Origin of the sequence: Acinetobacter calcoaceticus, assembly GCF_051947995.1 — a bacterium.
GTDB lineage: Bacteria > Pseudomonadota > Gammaproteobacteria > Pseudomonadales > Moraxellaceae > Acinetobacter.
Window position 1 is genome coordinate 400706 of sequence record NZ_JBLVVH010000004.1, and the last position, 14433, is coordinate 415138.

The 14433-nt window shown below is 44.1% G+C and carries 14 protein-coding genes; 9 read left to right on the forward strand and 5 right to left on the reverse strand.

What is annotated here, in order from left to right; translation table 11 throughout:
- Nucleotides 1-9: 9 nt before the first annotated feature.
- Nucleotides 10-798, reverse strand: coding sequence for a shikimate dehydrogenase (gene aroE / locus ACNQO6_RS10570; protein WP_440208930.1), 789 nt, complete (start codon nucleotides 796-798; stop codon nucleotides 10-12).
- A gap of 157 nt (nucleotides 799-955) precedes the next feature.
- On the opposite strand from aroE, the gene ACNQO6_RS10575 reads away from it, so the two are divergent.
- Nucleotides 956-1537: a histidine phosphatase family protein gene (locus ACNQO6_RS10575; RefSeq protein ID WP_440208931.1), complete on the forward strand. Its 582-nt coding sequence runs from the start codon at nucleotides 956-958 to the stop codon at nucleotides 1535-1537.
- A 54-nt stretch (nucleotides 1538-1591) separates the two neighbouring features.
- On the opposite strand, the gene hemF is transcribed toward ACNQO6_RS10575, so the two are convergent.
- From hemF to ribA, 3 genes are all read right to left on the reverse strand, one after another.
- Nucleotides 1592-2533, reverse strand: a complete 942-nt coding sequence (hemF, locus tag ACNQO6_RS10580) for an oxygen-dependent coproporphyrinogen oxidase (protein WP_005282929.1) — start codon at nucleotides 2531-2533, stop codon at nucleotides 1592-1594.
- A gap of 120 nt (nucleotides 2534-2653) precedes the next feature.
- Nucleotides 2654-3139 (reverse strand): DUF4844 domain-containing protein, encoded by a 486-nt coding sequence (locus tag ACNQO6_RS10585; RefSeq protein WP_440208932.1) that lies wholly within the window; start codon nucleotides 3137-3139, stop codon nucleotides 2654-2656.
- Between the two features lie 41 nt (nucleotides 3140-3180).
- A complete protein-coding gene (gene ribA, locus ACNQO6_RS10590) occupies nucleotides 3181-3783 on the reverse strand; it encodes a GTP cyclohydrolase II (RefSeq protein ID WP_038346448.1) in 603 nt (200 codons plus the stop codon).
- Nucleotides 3784-4087: 304 nt separating this feature from the next.
- On the opposite strand from ribA, the gene dxs reads away from it, so the two are divergent.
- The 8 genes from dxs to ACNQO6_RS10630 all read left to right on the forward strand — a co-directional run bounded on the left by dxs (nucleotide 4088) and on the right by ACNQO6_RS10630 (nucleotide 13319).
- Complete coding sequence (gene dxs, locus ACNQO6_RS10595) at nucleotides 4088-5983, forward strand: 1-deoxy-D-xylulose-5-phosphate synthase (protein ID WP_440208933.1); 1896 nt, start codon at nucleotides 4088-4090, stop codon at nucleotides 5981-5983.
- A gap of 133 nt (nucleotides 5984-6116) precedes the next feature.
- Nucleotides 6117-6947: an inositol monophosphatase family protein gene (locus ACNQO6_RS10600; RefSeq protein WP_005227466.1), complete on the forward strand. Its 831-nt coding sequence runs from the start codon at nucleotides 6117-6119 to the stop codon at nucleotides 6945-6947.
- An 847-nt stretch (nucleotides 6948-7794) separates the two neighbouring features.
- Entirely contained in the window at nucleotides 7795-9681 is a 1887-nt protein-coding gene (locus tag ACNQO6_RS10605) for a DEAD/DEAH box helicase (protein WP_343579816.1), read from the forward strand.
- A 418-nt stretch (nucleotides 9682-10099) separates the two neighbouring features.
- Nucleotides 10100-10918 carry an ABC transporter ATP-binding protein gene (locus tag ACNQO6_RS10610; RefSeq protein WP_005227462.1) on the forward strand — a complete coding sequence of 273 codons (819 nt, stop codon included), beginning with the start codon at nucleotides 10100-10102 and terminating at the stop codon, nucleotides 10916-10918.
- Nucleotides 10915-11694, forward strand: a complete 780-nt coding sequence (mlaE, locus tag ACNQO6_RS10615) for a lipid asymmetry maintenance ABC transporter permease subunit MlaE (RefSeq protein ID WP_005227460.1) — start codon at nucleotides 10915-10917, stop codon at nucleotides 11692-11694. The genes ACNQO6_RS10610 and mlaE overlap by 4 nt, the downstream gene beginning before the upstream one ends.
- Nucleotides 11694-12368, forward strand: coding sequence for an outer membrane lipid asymmetry maintenance protein MlaD (mlaD, locus tag ACNQO6_RS10620; RefSeq protein ID WP_009514011.1), 675 nt, complete (start codon nucleotides 11694-11696; stop codon nucleotides 12366-12368). The genes mlaE and mlaD overlap by 1 nt, the downstream gene beginning before the upstream one ends.
- Before the next feature lie 19 nt (nucleotides 12369-12387).
- Nucleotides 12388-13020 carry an MlaC/ttg2D family ABC transporter substrate-binding protein gene (locus ACNQO6_RS10625; protein WP_343579821.1) on the forward strand — a complete coding sequence of 211 codons (633 nt, stop codon included), beginning with the start codon at nucleotides 12388-12390 and terminating at the stop codon, nucleotides 13018-13020.
- A gap of 11 nt (nucleotides 13021-13031) precedes the next feature.
- Nucleotides 13032-13319: an STAS domain-containing protein gene (locus ACNQO6_RS10630; protein WP_440208934.1), complete on the forward strand. Its 288-nt coding sequence runs from the start codon at nucleotides 13032-13034 to the stop codon at nucleotides 13317-13319.
- A gap of 44 nt (nucleotides 13320-13363) precedes the next feature.
- Here ACNQO6_RS10630 and ACNQO6_RS10635 read toward each other — a convergent pair whose 3' ends face one another.
- A complete protein-coding gene (locus tag ACNQO6_RS10635; RefSeq protein ID WP_005227453.1) occupies nucleotides 13364-14380 on the reverse strand; it encodes a CorA family divalent cation transporter in 1017 nt (338 codons plus the stop codon).
- Nucleotides 14381-14433 lie beyond the last annotated feature (53 nt).

Sequence of the window (14433 nt, forward strand, 5' to 3'; positions counted from 1 at the left end):
TTCAATTGATTATAAAAAATCTTTCAGCTCGGGTTTAACCCCGTTCCAGATGGAGAAGGCTTCAATGGCCTGACCGACCAGCATGCCGAAACCATCCGTCGCAGGCACTTGGCGTTGTTGGGCCTGATCGAGAAAAGTGGAGGGTTTGCCATACGCCATTTCATAAGCATGATGGAAAATCAAGCTTTCAGGCAACTGCAAGGCATCTCCCGTTAAACTTGCTGAAGTTGCATTAATCACGAAATCAAATTCACCTGACAGTTGCTCGAGACCGATCGCTTTTAGCTCAGTTTGCGGGACAGCATCTTTTAAATCTTCAACCAGTTGTTGTGCGCGGGCGAGGGTGCGATTCGCAATCACAATCTGTTTTGCGCCTGCCTGTACTAGAGGATAAATCACGCCACGGGTTGCACCACCAGCCCCTAAAATCAGAATGCGGCTATCTTTAAGTTCCCAGCCGAGCGCTTGAATCGCTGCAACCAGGCCCTGGCCATCGGTATTATCGCCATACAGTTTGCCATCCTGCATCCAAAGCGTATTCACGGCTTTGGCAATCTTGGCACGTTCAGTCAATTGATCACATAGCGCAAAGGCTTGTTCTTTAAACGGTACGGTGACATTCATTCCCGCACCATTCTGGGCAAAGAAGTCTTTGGCGGTACTTTCAAAACCATCCAGTGGCGCAAGAATTTTTCTATAGTTTAAGTCGACCCCGGTTTTTGCTGCGAATGCATGATGTAACTCTGGTGAGCGTGATTGTTCAATCGGGTTTCCAATTACAGCAAATTGTTTGGTCATGGGCGAATCATTCTTATACGTTAGTTGAAGTGTATAAAGTTGGGGGGGATGCTGCAATATTGATTTACATCTGAATATGCCAAGAAGGCATGATTTCAGGACAAGAACATGATTTGATATTTTTAGATTGTTGTAAGCGTTGAGACTGGTTTTAAGGATGAGTATTTATTTAATTCGGCATGCACAAAGTGAAGCGAATAGGAATGGCCGTACACGATCACATGCTGCCATTGAACTAAGTGAGCAGGGGTGGCAGCAGGCAAAACAACTTTGCGAAGTCTTACCACCTATTGATCATGTCATGATTTCTAAATACCACAGGACTTATCAGACCGCACAACCAATTTTACTCAAGTATCAGATCACAGCAGAAATCGACGACAACTTGCATGAGTTTAGTTATCTTTCGGAAAGAAGGTGCGTGAATACCAATCTGGATGATCGTAAGCAATGGGTCAATGCGTATTGGGAAAGAATGGATGATGAATATCGTGATGCCGATGATGCTGAATCTTTTGCTGACTTATATGGGCGAGTGCAATGTGTTCATGAAAAATTAAATCAATTAGCGCAGCAATATGTGCATAAGAATTTGGCCGTATTTACACATGGTCAGTTTTTACAATTATTGCTCACACTAAAACATGCACCACAGCATTTAAGTCGAGAACTGATGCAAGATTTTAGACAGAATTTAATCCAGCAACCCATCCCAAATACCGCAATCTTTTTATTTTAGGAATCTGCAAAAAAACTCATCCCTGAATTATATGTCAGGGATGAATTTTTTCATTTATTGATTTAGACCTAACCAGTCTCTTGGTTTTAGATAATAATCGGTGAGACGCTTCTCTGCCGAATCTGCATCCCATTCAGGACGATATGACCAACCCGCCAGATTAGGCAAGCTCACCAGGATTGATTCAATGCGCCCACCTGTCTGTAGACCAAATAAGGTACCACGGTCATAGACCAGGTTATATTCGACATAACGACCACGACGGTATAATTGGAACTCACGTTGCGCCTCGGTATAAGGCTGTTCACGATGCTTTTCAAAAATCGGCAAGATCGCGTCTAAATAACCATTTCCAACGGCCTGCATATATTTAAAACAGGTTTCAAAATCCCACTGGTTCAAATCATCAAAGAATAAACCACCGACACCACGCTGTTCATCACGATGTTTTAAATAGAAATAATCATCACACCATTGTTTATGTTCCGCATAGACCTGTTCACCAAAAGGCTGGCACAGGTCATAAGCTTTTTGATGCCAATTCAGCACATCCTCATCATCTGGATAGAATGGGGTTAAGTCAAAACCGCCACCAAACCACCATACCGGATCCTGACCTTCAGGCTCAGCCACAAATAGGCGAACATTGGCATGAGACGTTGGGATATTCGGATTTTTCGGGTGAATTACCAACGAGACACCCAAGGCTTGTGCTTTCGCGCCTGCAATTTGCGGATGACGTTCAGTGGCAGAGGCGGGGAGTTTACTGATATTGATATGGGAGAACATGACCCCCCCTTTTTCAATGACTTCACCATTTTGCAAAACACGAGAGCGACCGCCGCCGCCTTCGGTTCGTTGCCAATCATCAATGATAAACTCAGCGGTTCCACCGCCTGCACGTTCCTGTTGCTCTAGTCCTGCACAAATGCGTGCCTGTAGATCGAGTAAAAACTCGCGAACACGTTGAATATCAGCTGAAGTTGGATGCTGCATGATGATCCTCTTGATAAGATCTAGGAATTACTGATATCAAAACATAAATCCATAAAAAAAGTAAGGGATTTTTGAATCTATATGAAATATGCATGATTTAGGATGAAAAATCGTGTTCAGTTAATCTTGGTTTTTACTTTGACCTTTGGAACGGTTCTTTTCAATAAGCTCATTAATTTCTTCATTGTATAGCCAAGTATTTAAAATACCTTCAGAACTTTCCAGGCCAGTTATATCTAAAAAATGTTCAAATGTACCGGCAACCTGCTCTCGATCATCAGTACCCAGTGAATCGGGATCAATTTGATGGATACCGTCTGAAAGTATTTTTAGCCGTTGCTGTTTACTGGGTTGAGCTGAATGCTGATAGAGTTGGATATACGCTTCAGCAGTCTCAGCGACCTTTTTATTCAATAATTTTTTTAACTGAGGATCTTGAACGCCTGAATATAGACGGCCATCTGTCAAAAAATGATCTTGTTGCTGGAATTGATTCAATTGATTGATAATTCCAGCGTTTAATGGATGATCTGTATTCTCTTTTGCTTGCGTACAGCTACAGAGTAGTAGAACAGCTGCGGCTAAGAAAATACTGAATAATTTCATTTTGATAAATTCTCTTCTCTCAGCAAAAGATGACTCTAAAGTCAGAAATCATCTTTTTTATAGAGATGATCCATACGTTCACGTTTGGTTTTTAAATATTGTTCATTGAATGGATTACGGCCCACCGTAAGCGGAACACGTTCAACCACATTAATCCCCAGATCAGTCAATGCTTTGAGTTTGAGGGGATTATTGGTCACCAGTTTCACTTCTTTGACTTGAAGATGATCCAGCATGATACTGCACATATCATAACGACGTGCATCGGCAGGCAGGTTTAATAACAGGTTCGCATCAACCGTATCATGACCTTGGTCCTGTAAGGCATAGGCGCGGATCTTGTTGGTCAAGCCAATACCACGTCCTTCCTGGCGCAAATATAAAATGACACCTTGGCCCGCTTCATTAATCAGGCGTTGGGTGGCTTGTAACTGGGGGCCGCAATCGCATTTAAGCGAGGCGAAAGCATCACCCGTCAGGCACTCAGAATGGATACGCACAAGCACAGGCTTATCTGGAGCAGTTTCTAGCCCTTTAGAAAGCGCCACATGTTCCTCACCCGTTTCCGGATCTTGAAACACGGAAATATTGAAGTCACCAAAGGCAGTCGGCAGCTTTGATGTTGCAATAAATTCAATCGGCACAGAGAACTCACTATGATCATAAAAACTGTCTGAGTATAGCTTAATGTGTGAAGATTGCGCGAACCGGAATTTCTGATTTTTTATATAAGTTTTTCTTTTTCATACAAAGCACACAATAATGGTTGATAAACAGTGACATAATTCAGGATAATCTACGGGTCATTCTTTAAAAATTGTAGAAGAATGTTCAGCACTACATCATTCGCACGTGTGGCTGATTGAAGGTAGATCATATTTAATTGTATGATTGCCCCCATTTAACCCAGCTTCGGACTTGCCAGGCTTAAAAAGGCTTTGCCACATTATGTTGTATACCGAAATTCCAACTCAACGCCCTGTTACGCCATTGTTAGATGGAATTGATCATCCACAACAATTACGTCAGCTCGAGCAAAGCCAACTCGTTCAAGTGGCGGATGAGTTACGTCAATATATTTTGTATGCAGCTGGGCAGAGTGGCGGACACTTTGGTGCAAATTTAGGTGTGGTCGAACTGACCGTAGCCTTGCACTATAGCTTTAACACACCAGATGATCGTCTGGTCTGGGATGTCGGTCATCAAGCTTATCCACATAAAGTGCTGACAGGACGTCGTGAACGTATTACCACCATTCGCAGCAAGGATGGCCTGGCAGCTTTCCCTGCACGTGATGAATCTGAATTTGATACCTTTGGTGTAGGTCATTCCTCAACTGCCATTTCAGCAGGGCTGGGTATGGCATTGGCACGCCGTTATCAAAAAGATCCATGTGATGTTGTTGCAATCGTCGGTGATGGAGCAATGACCGCGGGCATGGCATTCGAAGCGATGAATGATGCCGTTGCGCATGATGCGGACTTGATCGTGGTATTAAATGATAACGATATGTCGATCTCGTGTAGTACCGGTGGTTTTGCCAAACATCTGGCTGCAATCTGGGAAACAGGGCAGTTGATTAATGTGAATGAACAGGGTGAAGCCTATGTTCAGCCGCATCCTAAGTGGACGTATAATTCACGTTTACATCAATCAGCGACCGATGCCGCTGATAATTTATTTAAAGCAATTGGTTTTGATTATTTCGGACCATTTGACGGGCACGATGTGGAGCAACTGGCGCAAGTGTTCCATGCGTTGAAAAAGCGTAAAGGCCCCCGTCTGGTTCATATTTATACTAAAAAAGGGAAAGGTTTTGCACCTGCGGAAGCAGATCCGATTACCTATCATGCCATTACTAAAATTGCGCCTACAGCTGCTGCACCGGTAAAAAAATCACCTCCTAAATACTCAGATGTATTTGGGCAATGGCTATGTGATGAAGCCGCTCAAGATGAGCGCCTGCTTGCCATTACACCAGCAATGTGTGAAGGCTCGGGGATGGTGAAGTTCGCCCAGCAATATCCTGAACGTTTCTTTGATGTGGCGATTGCGGAACAACATGCAGTGACTTTAGCTGCGGGTATGGCATGTGAGGGTTTAAAACCGGTAGTCGCGATTTATTCAACCTTCTTGCAACGTGGTTACGACCAGCTGATCCATGATGTGGCCTTGCAAAATCTGGATGTCACTTTTGGGATCGATCGTGCAGGTTTGGTCGGTGAGGATGGCCCAACCCATGCGGGTGCTTACGATTACGCCTATATGCGTACTGTGCCGAATATGGTAATTATGGCGCCGAAAGACGAAAATGAATGTCGTCAGATGCTACATACCGCTTACCTCTATGAAGGACCAACAGCAGTCCGTTATCCGCGTGGCGCAGGTACCGGTGTTGAAATTCAACAGCAAATGACAGCTTTGCCAATTGGCAAGTCGGAAATCGTGGCTGAATTTAATGTTGATGCTGAACAGCACATCAGCATTCTGGCTTTTGGTAGCCGCGTTGCGCCATCGGTTGACGCTGCAGAACAGTTTGCAAATCAGCATGCTATTGGCGTGCGTGTTGTGAATATGCGTTTTGTAAAGCCATTGGACGAACAAATGATTCGTGATTTGGCAGGAAGCACACAACTGTTTGTCACTGTTGAAGAACATGCCGTAATGGCGGGCGCAGGCAGTGCCGTCAATGAATTCATGGCACATGCCAAGATTGTCAAACCGATCCTGAATCTGGGGTTGCCAGATACATTCTTACATCAAGCCACACATCAGCAAATGTTGCAAGATTGTGGTTTGGATGCTCAGGGAATTTTAGCTTCAATTGAGCAAGCTTGGTTCTAACTTATAAGTTGATGTAAACGCGAAAATAATTTTTCGCAACATTTTTCCCCTAAAAGCGCTTATATTTGCTAGAATATACGCGCTTTTATGCATTATTCTTTGTCAAAATCTTCAAATTTGTAGTGGGTGTTCAATGGAACCTATGGTGGTTATGGCTGCGCGTGCGGCTCAAACAGTTGGTCAAGAGCTTTTAAAGGCACATCAAAATCGTCATAAACTCGATTTACAAGTTGAAGAAAAAGGCATTGATGGTCCGGTAACACGTGTTGATCGTTACTTGGAACAACTTACAATTGATACACTTCGCAAAAGCTATAAAAACCACAGCTTCCTTGGTGAAGAGTTTGGTATGCAAGAAGGTAAAGGTCACGATGCAGACTGGTGCTGGGTGATTGATCCTTTAGACGGTACACAAAACTTTATCAACGGTTTCCCGCATTTCTGTATTTCTATCGCAGTACAACATAAAGGTGTGACTCAACACGGTGTGATCTATGATCCGGTACGTGATGAGCTATTTTCTGCGAGCCGCGGTCGTGGTGCAGTGATGAACCAGCGCCGTATCCGTGTCAATGTTAAAGAAAACCTTGAAAATACTTTCCTTGCAGTCGGTCATCCGTACCGTGCCAAGCGTAATGGTGAAATCGTTTCTTATGCCGAGCAACATTTTGCATCATTATTGGCAGTGACTAAATCTGGCGCGCAAATTCGTCGCGGTGGTTCAGCTGCTTTGGATTTGGCCTATGTTGCTGCAGGTCGTTTTGATGGTTTCTTCGAACTTGGCTTAAAACCTTGGGATATCGCTGCGGGCGAATTAATCGTGAAAGAAGCGGGCGGTGTTGTTGTTGATGCGCGCGGTGGCAATGAATCATTTGATAATGGTCAGGTGCTTGCATGTTCATTGAAGATGTTAAAGCCATTGATGCAAAACGTTGTTCCAGCTTGGGGCGATGCTGCAAAATAATTTGTAGGTTAAAAAAAGAGTAGCATCTAGCTACTCTTTTTTTTGTGTAATAGGGCGGGAATAATAAATAGCTGAGATAAAAGTAAAATAATGGTATTGATTAAATAGGCAGCCCAATACGGTGGAGCATGCATTGATCCGAAAAGGGCAATCAGGAATTGTCCAATCACGATGCAGCTGCAGGCTGTGTAGGTAAGGATGGGATAGGTTGTATCCAGTTTCAGTAAGGTTGAGAGGCCACGGGCAATAAAATAAATTGAAAAAAGAACACAGGTTAAAATGACTCCTTTAACCGGATATTCAAAGACGTATCCAGCATCGTGAATAAAGGGGTAGGGATTTTCCTGCTGTCCATGATAAATAATATTCAAACACCCGAATAACCATAAACCCAGTAATAATCTGATCAGCATAAAATTATTTTGTAGTTTATTTTCCATGTTTTATTTAAAGTAATCTGTTGTTGTCACACAGAATAATTGTACATTTAATAGAAGTGTATCGCTTATTTGTGATCGCCAGCCCCAGTATTTTCTAAAAAAACGTGACTTTCTTAAAGTTTCTGCTATAATCCGCCCACGCACTTAAATTCCAGTTCATTACCTGAACATTCAGTTCTATTCATATTAGCGCACGCTGTCCATAGAGAGGACCACATCTTGCGCCCAAATCGCTTAGCGATTCTTCAGGTTGAGGCAGTAATCAAGCGTGCGTTTAGTCCACATCGTCGTTATTCGGATCGCCGCTGAATTTCATATATTTTCAGCTTGAGTCGCTTTGCCGCTTGTTGCCGATGTCTATTTTTTGTATTTATTAAAATGGAGCACCCACAAGGGTGAAACTCTCTATGAGCAAAACTTTTGCCGAATTTTCTTTGCACGAAACCTTACAACAAGCCCTAGAAGGTTTAGGTTTTACGACACCAACTCCTGTGCAAGAACAAGCGATTCCAGCTGCATTAGAAGGTAAAGATTTATTAGTTTCAAGCCAGACCGGTTCTGGTAAAACAGCAGCATTTTTACTTCCTACATTAAACGCTTTAGCGGGTGAAGATACTTTTGTGCCATTCAAAGAGCGCATGAAAGCAGTCACTCAGCCATCGATTTTAGTTATTTCTCCTACGCGTGAATTGGCTCAACAAGTAAGCCAAGATGCGATTGCATTTGTACGTCACATGAAAGGTGTTCGTATTGCTGCAATTATGGGCGGTATGCCTTTCGGTAAGCAAATCCAGCAGCTTAAAGGTGCACAAGTTGTCGTTGCGACTCCAGGTCGTTTACTTGACCTTGTAAACCGTCGTCAAATTAAACTTGATAAAGTTGAATCATTAATTGTTGATGAAGCAGACCGTATGCTTGATCTTGGCTTCTCTGAAGATTTAGAAGCAATTGGTGAATTGGCTGCAAACCGTAATCAAACATTAATGTTCTCTGCAACTTTTGCTGATCGTATTATCCGTCTTGCTGAACGCATGATGAATGATCCGCAACGTATTGCCATCGAAACTGGTCACAGCACCAATACTGATGTAACTCAAACATTACATTGGACGGATGGCTTCGAACACAAGAAAAAATTATTAACTCACTGGTTATCTGATGAGTCTGTAGATCAAGCGGTTGTATTCGCAAGCACGCAAGAAGATACTGATATGCTTGCTGAAGAATTAGCTGAAGCGGGTCACTCTGTTGTTGCACTCCATGGTGCGATGCCACAAACCGTTCGTAACCGTCGTTTACGTAGCATTCGTGAAGGTCGTGCAAAAATCCTGGTTGCAACCGATGTTGCGGCGCGTGGTTTAGACGTACCGACCATTTCACACGTCATTAACTTCGGTTTACCGATGAAAAATGAAGACTATGTACACCGTATTGGTCGTACAGGTCGTGCGGGTCGTACCGGTCAAGCTGTGACTTTGGCAACTTACCGTGAGCGTGGCAAAATCCGTGCTTTGGAAGATTATTTAGACGCACGTTTAAATGTATCTGAAATCGAAGGTTTAGAACCATCTCCACCTCCTGCACGTTCAGGTCGTGACGGTGGCGGTCGTGGTCGCGGTGGTCGTGATGGCGGCGGTCGTGGTCGCGGTGGTTTTGGCGGTGGTCGTCGTTTTGAAGGTGAAGGTAACTTCAAACGTCGTGAAGGCGGTGATGATCGTCCACGTCGTAGCTTCGATGACAAGCCACGTGGTGAGCGTCCATCGTTTGGTGGCGAAGATCGTCCACGTCGTGAGTTTAACTCTGACCGTCCACGTCGCGAGTTCAATTCAGATCGTCCACGCCGTGAAGGCGGTTTTGAAGACCGTCCACGTCGCGAATTTAATTCAGATCGTCCACGTCGTGAAGGCGGTTTTGATGATCGTCCAAAACGTAGCTTTGGTGGTGAAGACCGTCCACGTCGCGAGTTCAATTCTGATCGCCCACGTCGTGAAGGTGGTTTCAACGATAAACCGCGTTTTGACTCAAATGACGACAACCGTGGTAACCGTGTAGATTACAAACCACGTCGTGAAGGTAGCTTCGGTGACCGTCCTAAACGTGATTTTGGCGATCGTCCACAGCGTGAAGGTGGTTTCGGTGATCGTCCAAAGCGTAGCTTCGGTGATGACCGTCCAAAACGCAGCTTCGGTGGTGATGACCGTCCAAAGCGTAAGTTTGGTAGCGATGAGCGTCCAGTACGCGGTTCACGTGAAGAAACTTTCGGTGGCGACCGTCGTCGCAAAAACGATTTTTAATCGTTAAAAACCGATAGAATGAAGAAGCCAGTTGAAAAACTGGCTTTTTTATTTCGGTTTAGTCATGTAAAATTATAAAAATGTGTACTAATTCAAACTTTATATAAGAAATGAATAAGGTGAAGCAAAATAAAAGCCTTTTGAGTCAAGCTTGGTCTTTCATGTGTAGTGAAGGGCTGCCATGCCTATTCGTCATTTTAATGCTGTGTAACGGTTTGTTTTTTGCTTATGCGTTATTTGATATGATTAATACTGAATCATTTAATGTTAATTCTCATCCAACCACCAGCCAAATTGTTCCCAAGAATAACTACATAAATTAAATACTCTTGATACATCCCTTATCAAAATGGAAACAAGCGTTTAGTGTTTCAGTGTATAGTATGCGTGCATAAAAAGTGCAGGAAAGAATGCCATTATGAATAATCCATCTCCTCTTGATCGTGAAGCCTTAATTGAAGTTAAAAACTTAAGCTTTAATCGGGGAGAGCGCGTCATTTATGACGATATCAGTCTTAAGATTCGTCGTGGTCAGATTACTGCAATTATGGGACCGTCCGGTACCGGTAAAACCACCTTGTTACGTTTGATTGGTGGACAGTTAAGCCCAGATCATGGCGAAGTGCTATTGGACGGTAAAAATATTGCCACCATGTCACGTCATGAGTTGTTCGCTGCGCGCGCGCGTATGGGCATGTTATTCCAGAGTGGTGCATTGTTCACCGACATGTCGGTCTATGAGAATGTCGCATTTCCAATCCGCGCACATACCAAATTGCCAGAACATCTGATTGCAGAACTGGTGGCATTAAAACTGGAATCGGTTGGATTGCGTGGTGCTGAACAGTTGATGCCAACCGAGCTTTCGGGTGGTATGAACCGTCGTGTTGCCTTGGCGCGAGCGATTGCACTGGATCCTGAGCTAATCATGTATGATGAGCCATTTGCAGGCCAGGACCCAATTGTGATGGGGGTATTGACCCGTCTGATCCGTTCCTTGCGCGATGCTTTGGATCTGACTACGATTATCGTATCGCATGATGTGGCCGAGACCTTATCGATTGCGGATTATATTTATGTGGTTGCAGAAGGTAAAATTCAGGGTGAAGGTTCACCAGAACAACTAAAAAACCATGCTTCACCTTTTGTCCGTCAGTTTTTAACAGGTTCGGCTGAGGGACCTGTGGAATATCAATTTACTCATCAAGCATATTTAGATAACGAGGTTCGTCCATGAATGCGATTGCCTGGCTAGGTAGACTCGTTATTGAGCGAATAAAAGGCATCGGTGCTGCCGCGCTGATGCTCCTGCAAGTTTTATTTTCCATGCCATCGAAAGGTGGTTTTCGGCGCTTTGTTTACCAGATGTATCGTGTGGGGGTGATGTCCCTGCTGATTATTGCGGTTTCCGGTTTGTTTATTGGTGCCGTGCTGGGCTTGCAGATGTATAGCATTCTGGTCACTTTTGGTAGTGAAGCAATGCTGGGTACTGCAATTTCACTGACCTTGCTGCGAGAACTTGCTTCTGTCGTTGCTGCCTTATTATTTGCAGGACGTGCAGGCTCGGCCTTGACAGCTGAAATTGGTTCCATGAAACAGAGTGAACAGCTTGCCAGCATGGAAATGATTGGTGTTGATCCACTACGTCAGATTGTGGCTCCTCGTCTATGGGCCGGTATTGTCAGTTTGCCCATGCTCACGGTCATTTTTGCAAGCATTGGTATTATTGGCGGCAAGCTGGTTGGTGTTGATTTTTTAGGTGCTGATGAAGGTTCGTTCTGGAGTGGTATGCAAAGCAGCGTCCAGTTCTGGCATGACATTTTTAATGGCACCATTATTAAAAGCATTGTCTTTGCTTTGATTTGTACATGGGTGGCGGTGTATCAGGGCTATGCCTGTGAACCAACCCCAGAAGGTATCGCGACTTCAATGACCAGAACGGTCGTATATTCTTCACTTTGTGTATTAGGTTTTGATTTCGTGTTGACTGCGGTCATGTTCGGAGGGATTTAATGAAATCACGTACTAGTGAGCTGGCCGTAGGTATTTTTGTCATTATCTTCGGTGTCGCTCTATTTTTTCTGGCGATGAAGGTCAGTGGCTTGGTGGGTACTAATCTGCGCGACAGCTACAGCATGACAGCACAGTTTGACAATGTGAATGGCTTGAAGCCACGTGCCAAAGTGACCATGAGTGGTGTAACCATTGGTCGTGTTGAATCAATTACGCTTGATCCGGTTTCTCGTCTGGCCACCGTTAAATTTGATCTGGATGGTAAGCTGACCAGCTTTAATCCAGAGCAGCTCAAAGAAGTGCAGAACAATGCGCTGGAAGAGTTACGCTATAGTTCTGACTATGAGCAAGCGAATGCTGCGAAACAAAAAGAAATGGAACAGCAACTTACCAGTAACATGACCTCCATCACCACACTCGATGAAGATGCTTATATAATGGTAGCAACCAATGGTCTATTGGGTGAGAAATATTTGAAAGTTGTTCCGGGCGGTGGTGTGAACTATCTCAAACGGGGTGACGTGGTTTCAAATACCCAGGGCACCATGGATTTAGAAGATTTGATCAGTAAATTTATTACTGGTGGTGCTGGTAAAGCCACATCAAGCTCAACAGCGACAGAAAGCCCAGCTTCACAGCCTGCTGCTGAAGCAGAACCTTCTTTTGTTGAGTAATTCAGGTTAGGAGATTGAAGTGAATACATTATTGAAACAAACGCTAACCGCAAGCGTATTATCGACAATGCTTGCAAGTGCGGCATTTGCGGCACCAACTGAAACCCCGCCTGACTTTGTTAAACGTGTAGCTGATGGCTTAATTACGCGTCTAAAAGCGGATCATGCCAAGTTGCAGAATAACCCGGCACTGGTGAAAAGCATTATTCGTCAAAACCTTGATCCATATGTGGATTCTCAAGCGTTTACCCGTATTGTATTGGGGACATATGCGAATAACCAGTATACCAATGCTGCACAACGTGCACAGTTCGAGAAGAACTTCCGTGAAGTGATTATCGAGAACTATGGCGGCGCTTTCGCAAAATATACCAATGAAAGCTACACCATGCGTCCGTTCAAATCGACCAACAGCAAAACGCCTGTAGTGACTTTGGATTTCTTGCATAATGGCGAGAAAATCCCGGTTTCGTTCCAGTTGGCGGATAAGGGCGACCAGTGGAAAGTACGTAACATCAACGTGTCTGGCATCGATTTGGGCTTGCAGTTCCGTAACCAGTTCGCTGCAACGGTGCAACGTAACGGTGGCGATATTAATAAAGCGATTGCGACCTTTAAACCAGATGCAGATGCTGCAGTTAGCAAAAAATAAGTAGGTGACAGGTGATTCAGTATATTGATCAGCAATTGGTCGTTTCAAAAACGATTAATTTTGCAAATGCAGAGCAGATCTACCAAGCTGGCTTAAAGCATATTCAGCAGCATAAGAATTTTCCTCTGGTTGTTGATCTGCGCCAGCTTGAGCAGGGCAATACTTTATCGTTGGCGGTACTGGTGCAATGGTTGCGTCAGACACCAGACAGTAAAGGGCTGCATTTCAAAAATGTGACTGAAAAAATGCTGAAAATCATCCAGGCCTGTCATTTGCAGGATGATCTGAAATTAATTTAAAGATCACTTGTCGCAATAAAAAAGCACCGTCAGGTGCTTTTTTATTAGATCCATTTCTTCCAGCGGAAGTAGATGGTCGGACCAATCAGGAAGGTTAACACCAGCGTGATCACAATCCAGAAACTGGTACTGCCATGTGAAAACGGTAATACTTCGGTATTCATGCCATAAATACTGGCCACCAGCATTGGAGGTGCCAGCATGCTTGGAAGAATAGAGAAGCGTTTGAAGGTCTCATTCATCTCGGTATTGGCAAAACCGGTGGTAATATCCAGTAAGAATTTTAGTTTTTGAAACAGGAAAGTATTGTGCTCCAGTAAAGAACGCACATCCTCACTCATCTCCCGGATATCGGGGTCATAAATATGGCTGCCTAAGGCACGTGGGCGCGAAAGGAAAGACAGAACTCGGCGCAGGTCGGTCAGACAGAGCTGAGCTTTCCCTAACATGTCTTCCTGATGCGCTAGCCGTGTGATCATGTCATCCAGATCAAGGATCTGTTCGCGATGGTGATCGTTTAACACCTCGGCTGAATATTCTTCCAGATACTTATGCGTATCTTCCAGAATATCTGAAAGCTCATCCAGTTTAGATTCGAGCAAGCCTAATAAAATCCATACGGGATCTTTATAATCGATGCTGTAATCATTGCGTCTTGCCCGGGCGCGAAAGGCCCGGAAAGCCACCAGTTTTTCGCCACGTAGCGTGATCAGTTGTGTTTTATCCAGTAGAAACGCAACGGTGTGGACGGTAGCGGCCAGAGTATTCTCGAGATCTTCTTGTTCACGATCCGATTGAAAATTTTTATTCTTTGTTAAAAAATAGGTGCTGATATGCAAAATTCCGTCATCATCACGGTAGAATCGTGCTGATGAGGAAATATCTTCAAGTGACTTTAAGGTAGGTAGGTTTCGCTCATATGCATCCAGAATCCATTGTTGTTCTTCTTGGGATGGGGCGATGAGATCGATCCAGACCAGTTCAGGATGAAGGTCGAAACTGCCATTGATTGTTGCATCTTCTAGACTACCGCGCTCAGTGGCATAAAAGGCTTCAAGCATGTCTTTTTTCCTTGCGCAGTCGAGGTAAAGTTTCCGGTGTTTTTCCGAAAAGC

Excerpts from the sequence above, each read along its gene's own strand:
- ACNQO6_RS10605 (WP_343579816.1), top strand. The coding sequence starts at position 7,795 with ATGAGCAAAACTTTTGCCGAATTTTCTTTGCACGAAACCTTACAACAA.
- aroE (WP_440208930.1), bottom strand. The coding sequence starts at position 798 with ATGACCAAACAATTTGCTGTAATTGGAAACCCGATTGAACAATCACGC.
- ACNQO6_RS10575 (WP_440208931.1), top strand. The coding sequence starts at position 956 with ATGAGTATTTATTTAATTCGGCATGCACAAAGTGAAGCGAATAGGAAT.
- dxs (WP_440208933.1), top strand. The coding sequence starts at position 4,088 with ATGTTGTATACCGAAATTCCAACTCAACGCCCTGTTACGCCATTGTTA.
- ACNQO6_RS10635 (WP_005227453.1), bottom strand. The coding sequence starts at position 14,380 with ATGCTTGAAGCCTTTTATGCCACTGAGCGCGGTAGTCTAGAAGATGCA.
- hemF (WP_005282929.1), bottom strand. The coding sequence starts at position 2,533 with ATGCAGCATCCAACTTCAGCTGATATTCAACGTGTTCGCGAGTTTTTA.
- ACNQO6_RS10585 (WP_440208932.1), bottom strand. The coding sequence starts at position 3,139 with ATGAAATTATTCAGTATTTTCTTAGCCGCAGCTGTTCTACTACTCTGT.
- mlaD (WP_009514011.1), top strand. The coding sequence starts at position 11,694 with ATGAAATCACGTACTAGTGAGCTGGCCGTAGGTATTTTTGTCATTATC.
- mlaE (WP_005227460.1), top strand. The coding sequence starts at position 10,915 with ATGAATGCGATTGCCTGGCTAGGTAGACTCGTTATTGAGCGAATAAAA.
- ACNQO6_RS10610 (WP_005227462.1), top strand. The coding sequence starts at position 10,100 with ATGAATAATCCATCTCCTCTTGATCGTGAAGCCTTAATTGAAGTTAAA.
- ACNQO6_RS10600 (WP_005227466.1), top strand. The coding sequence starts at position 6,117 with ATGGAACCTATGGTGGTTATGGCTGCGCGTGCGGCTCAAACAGTTGGT.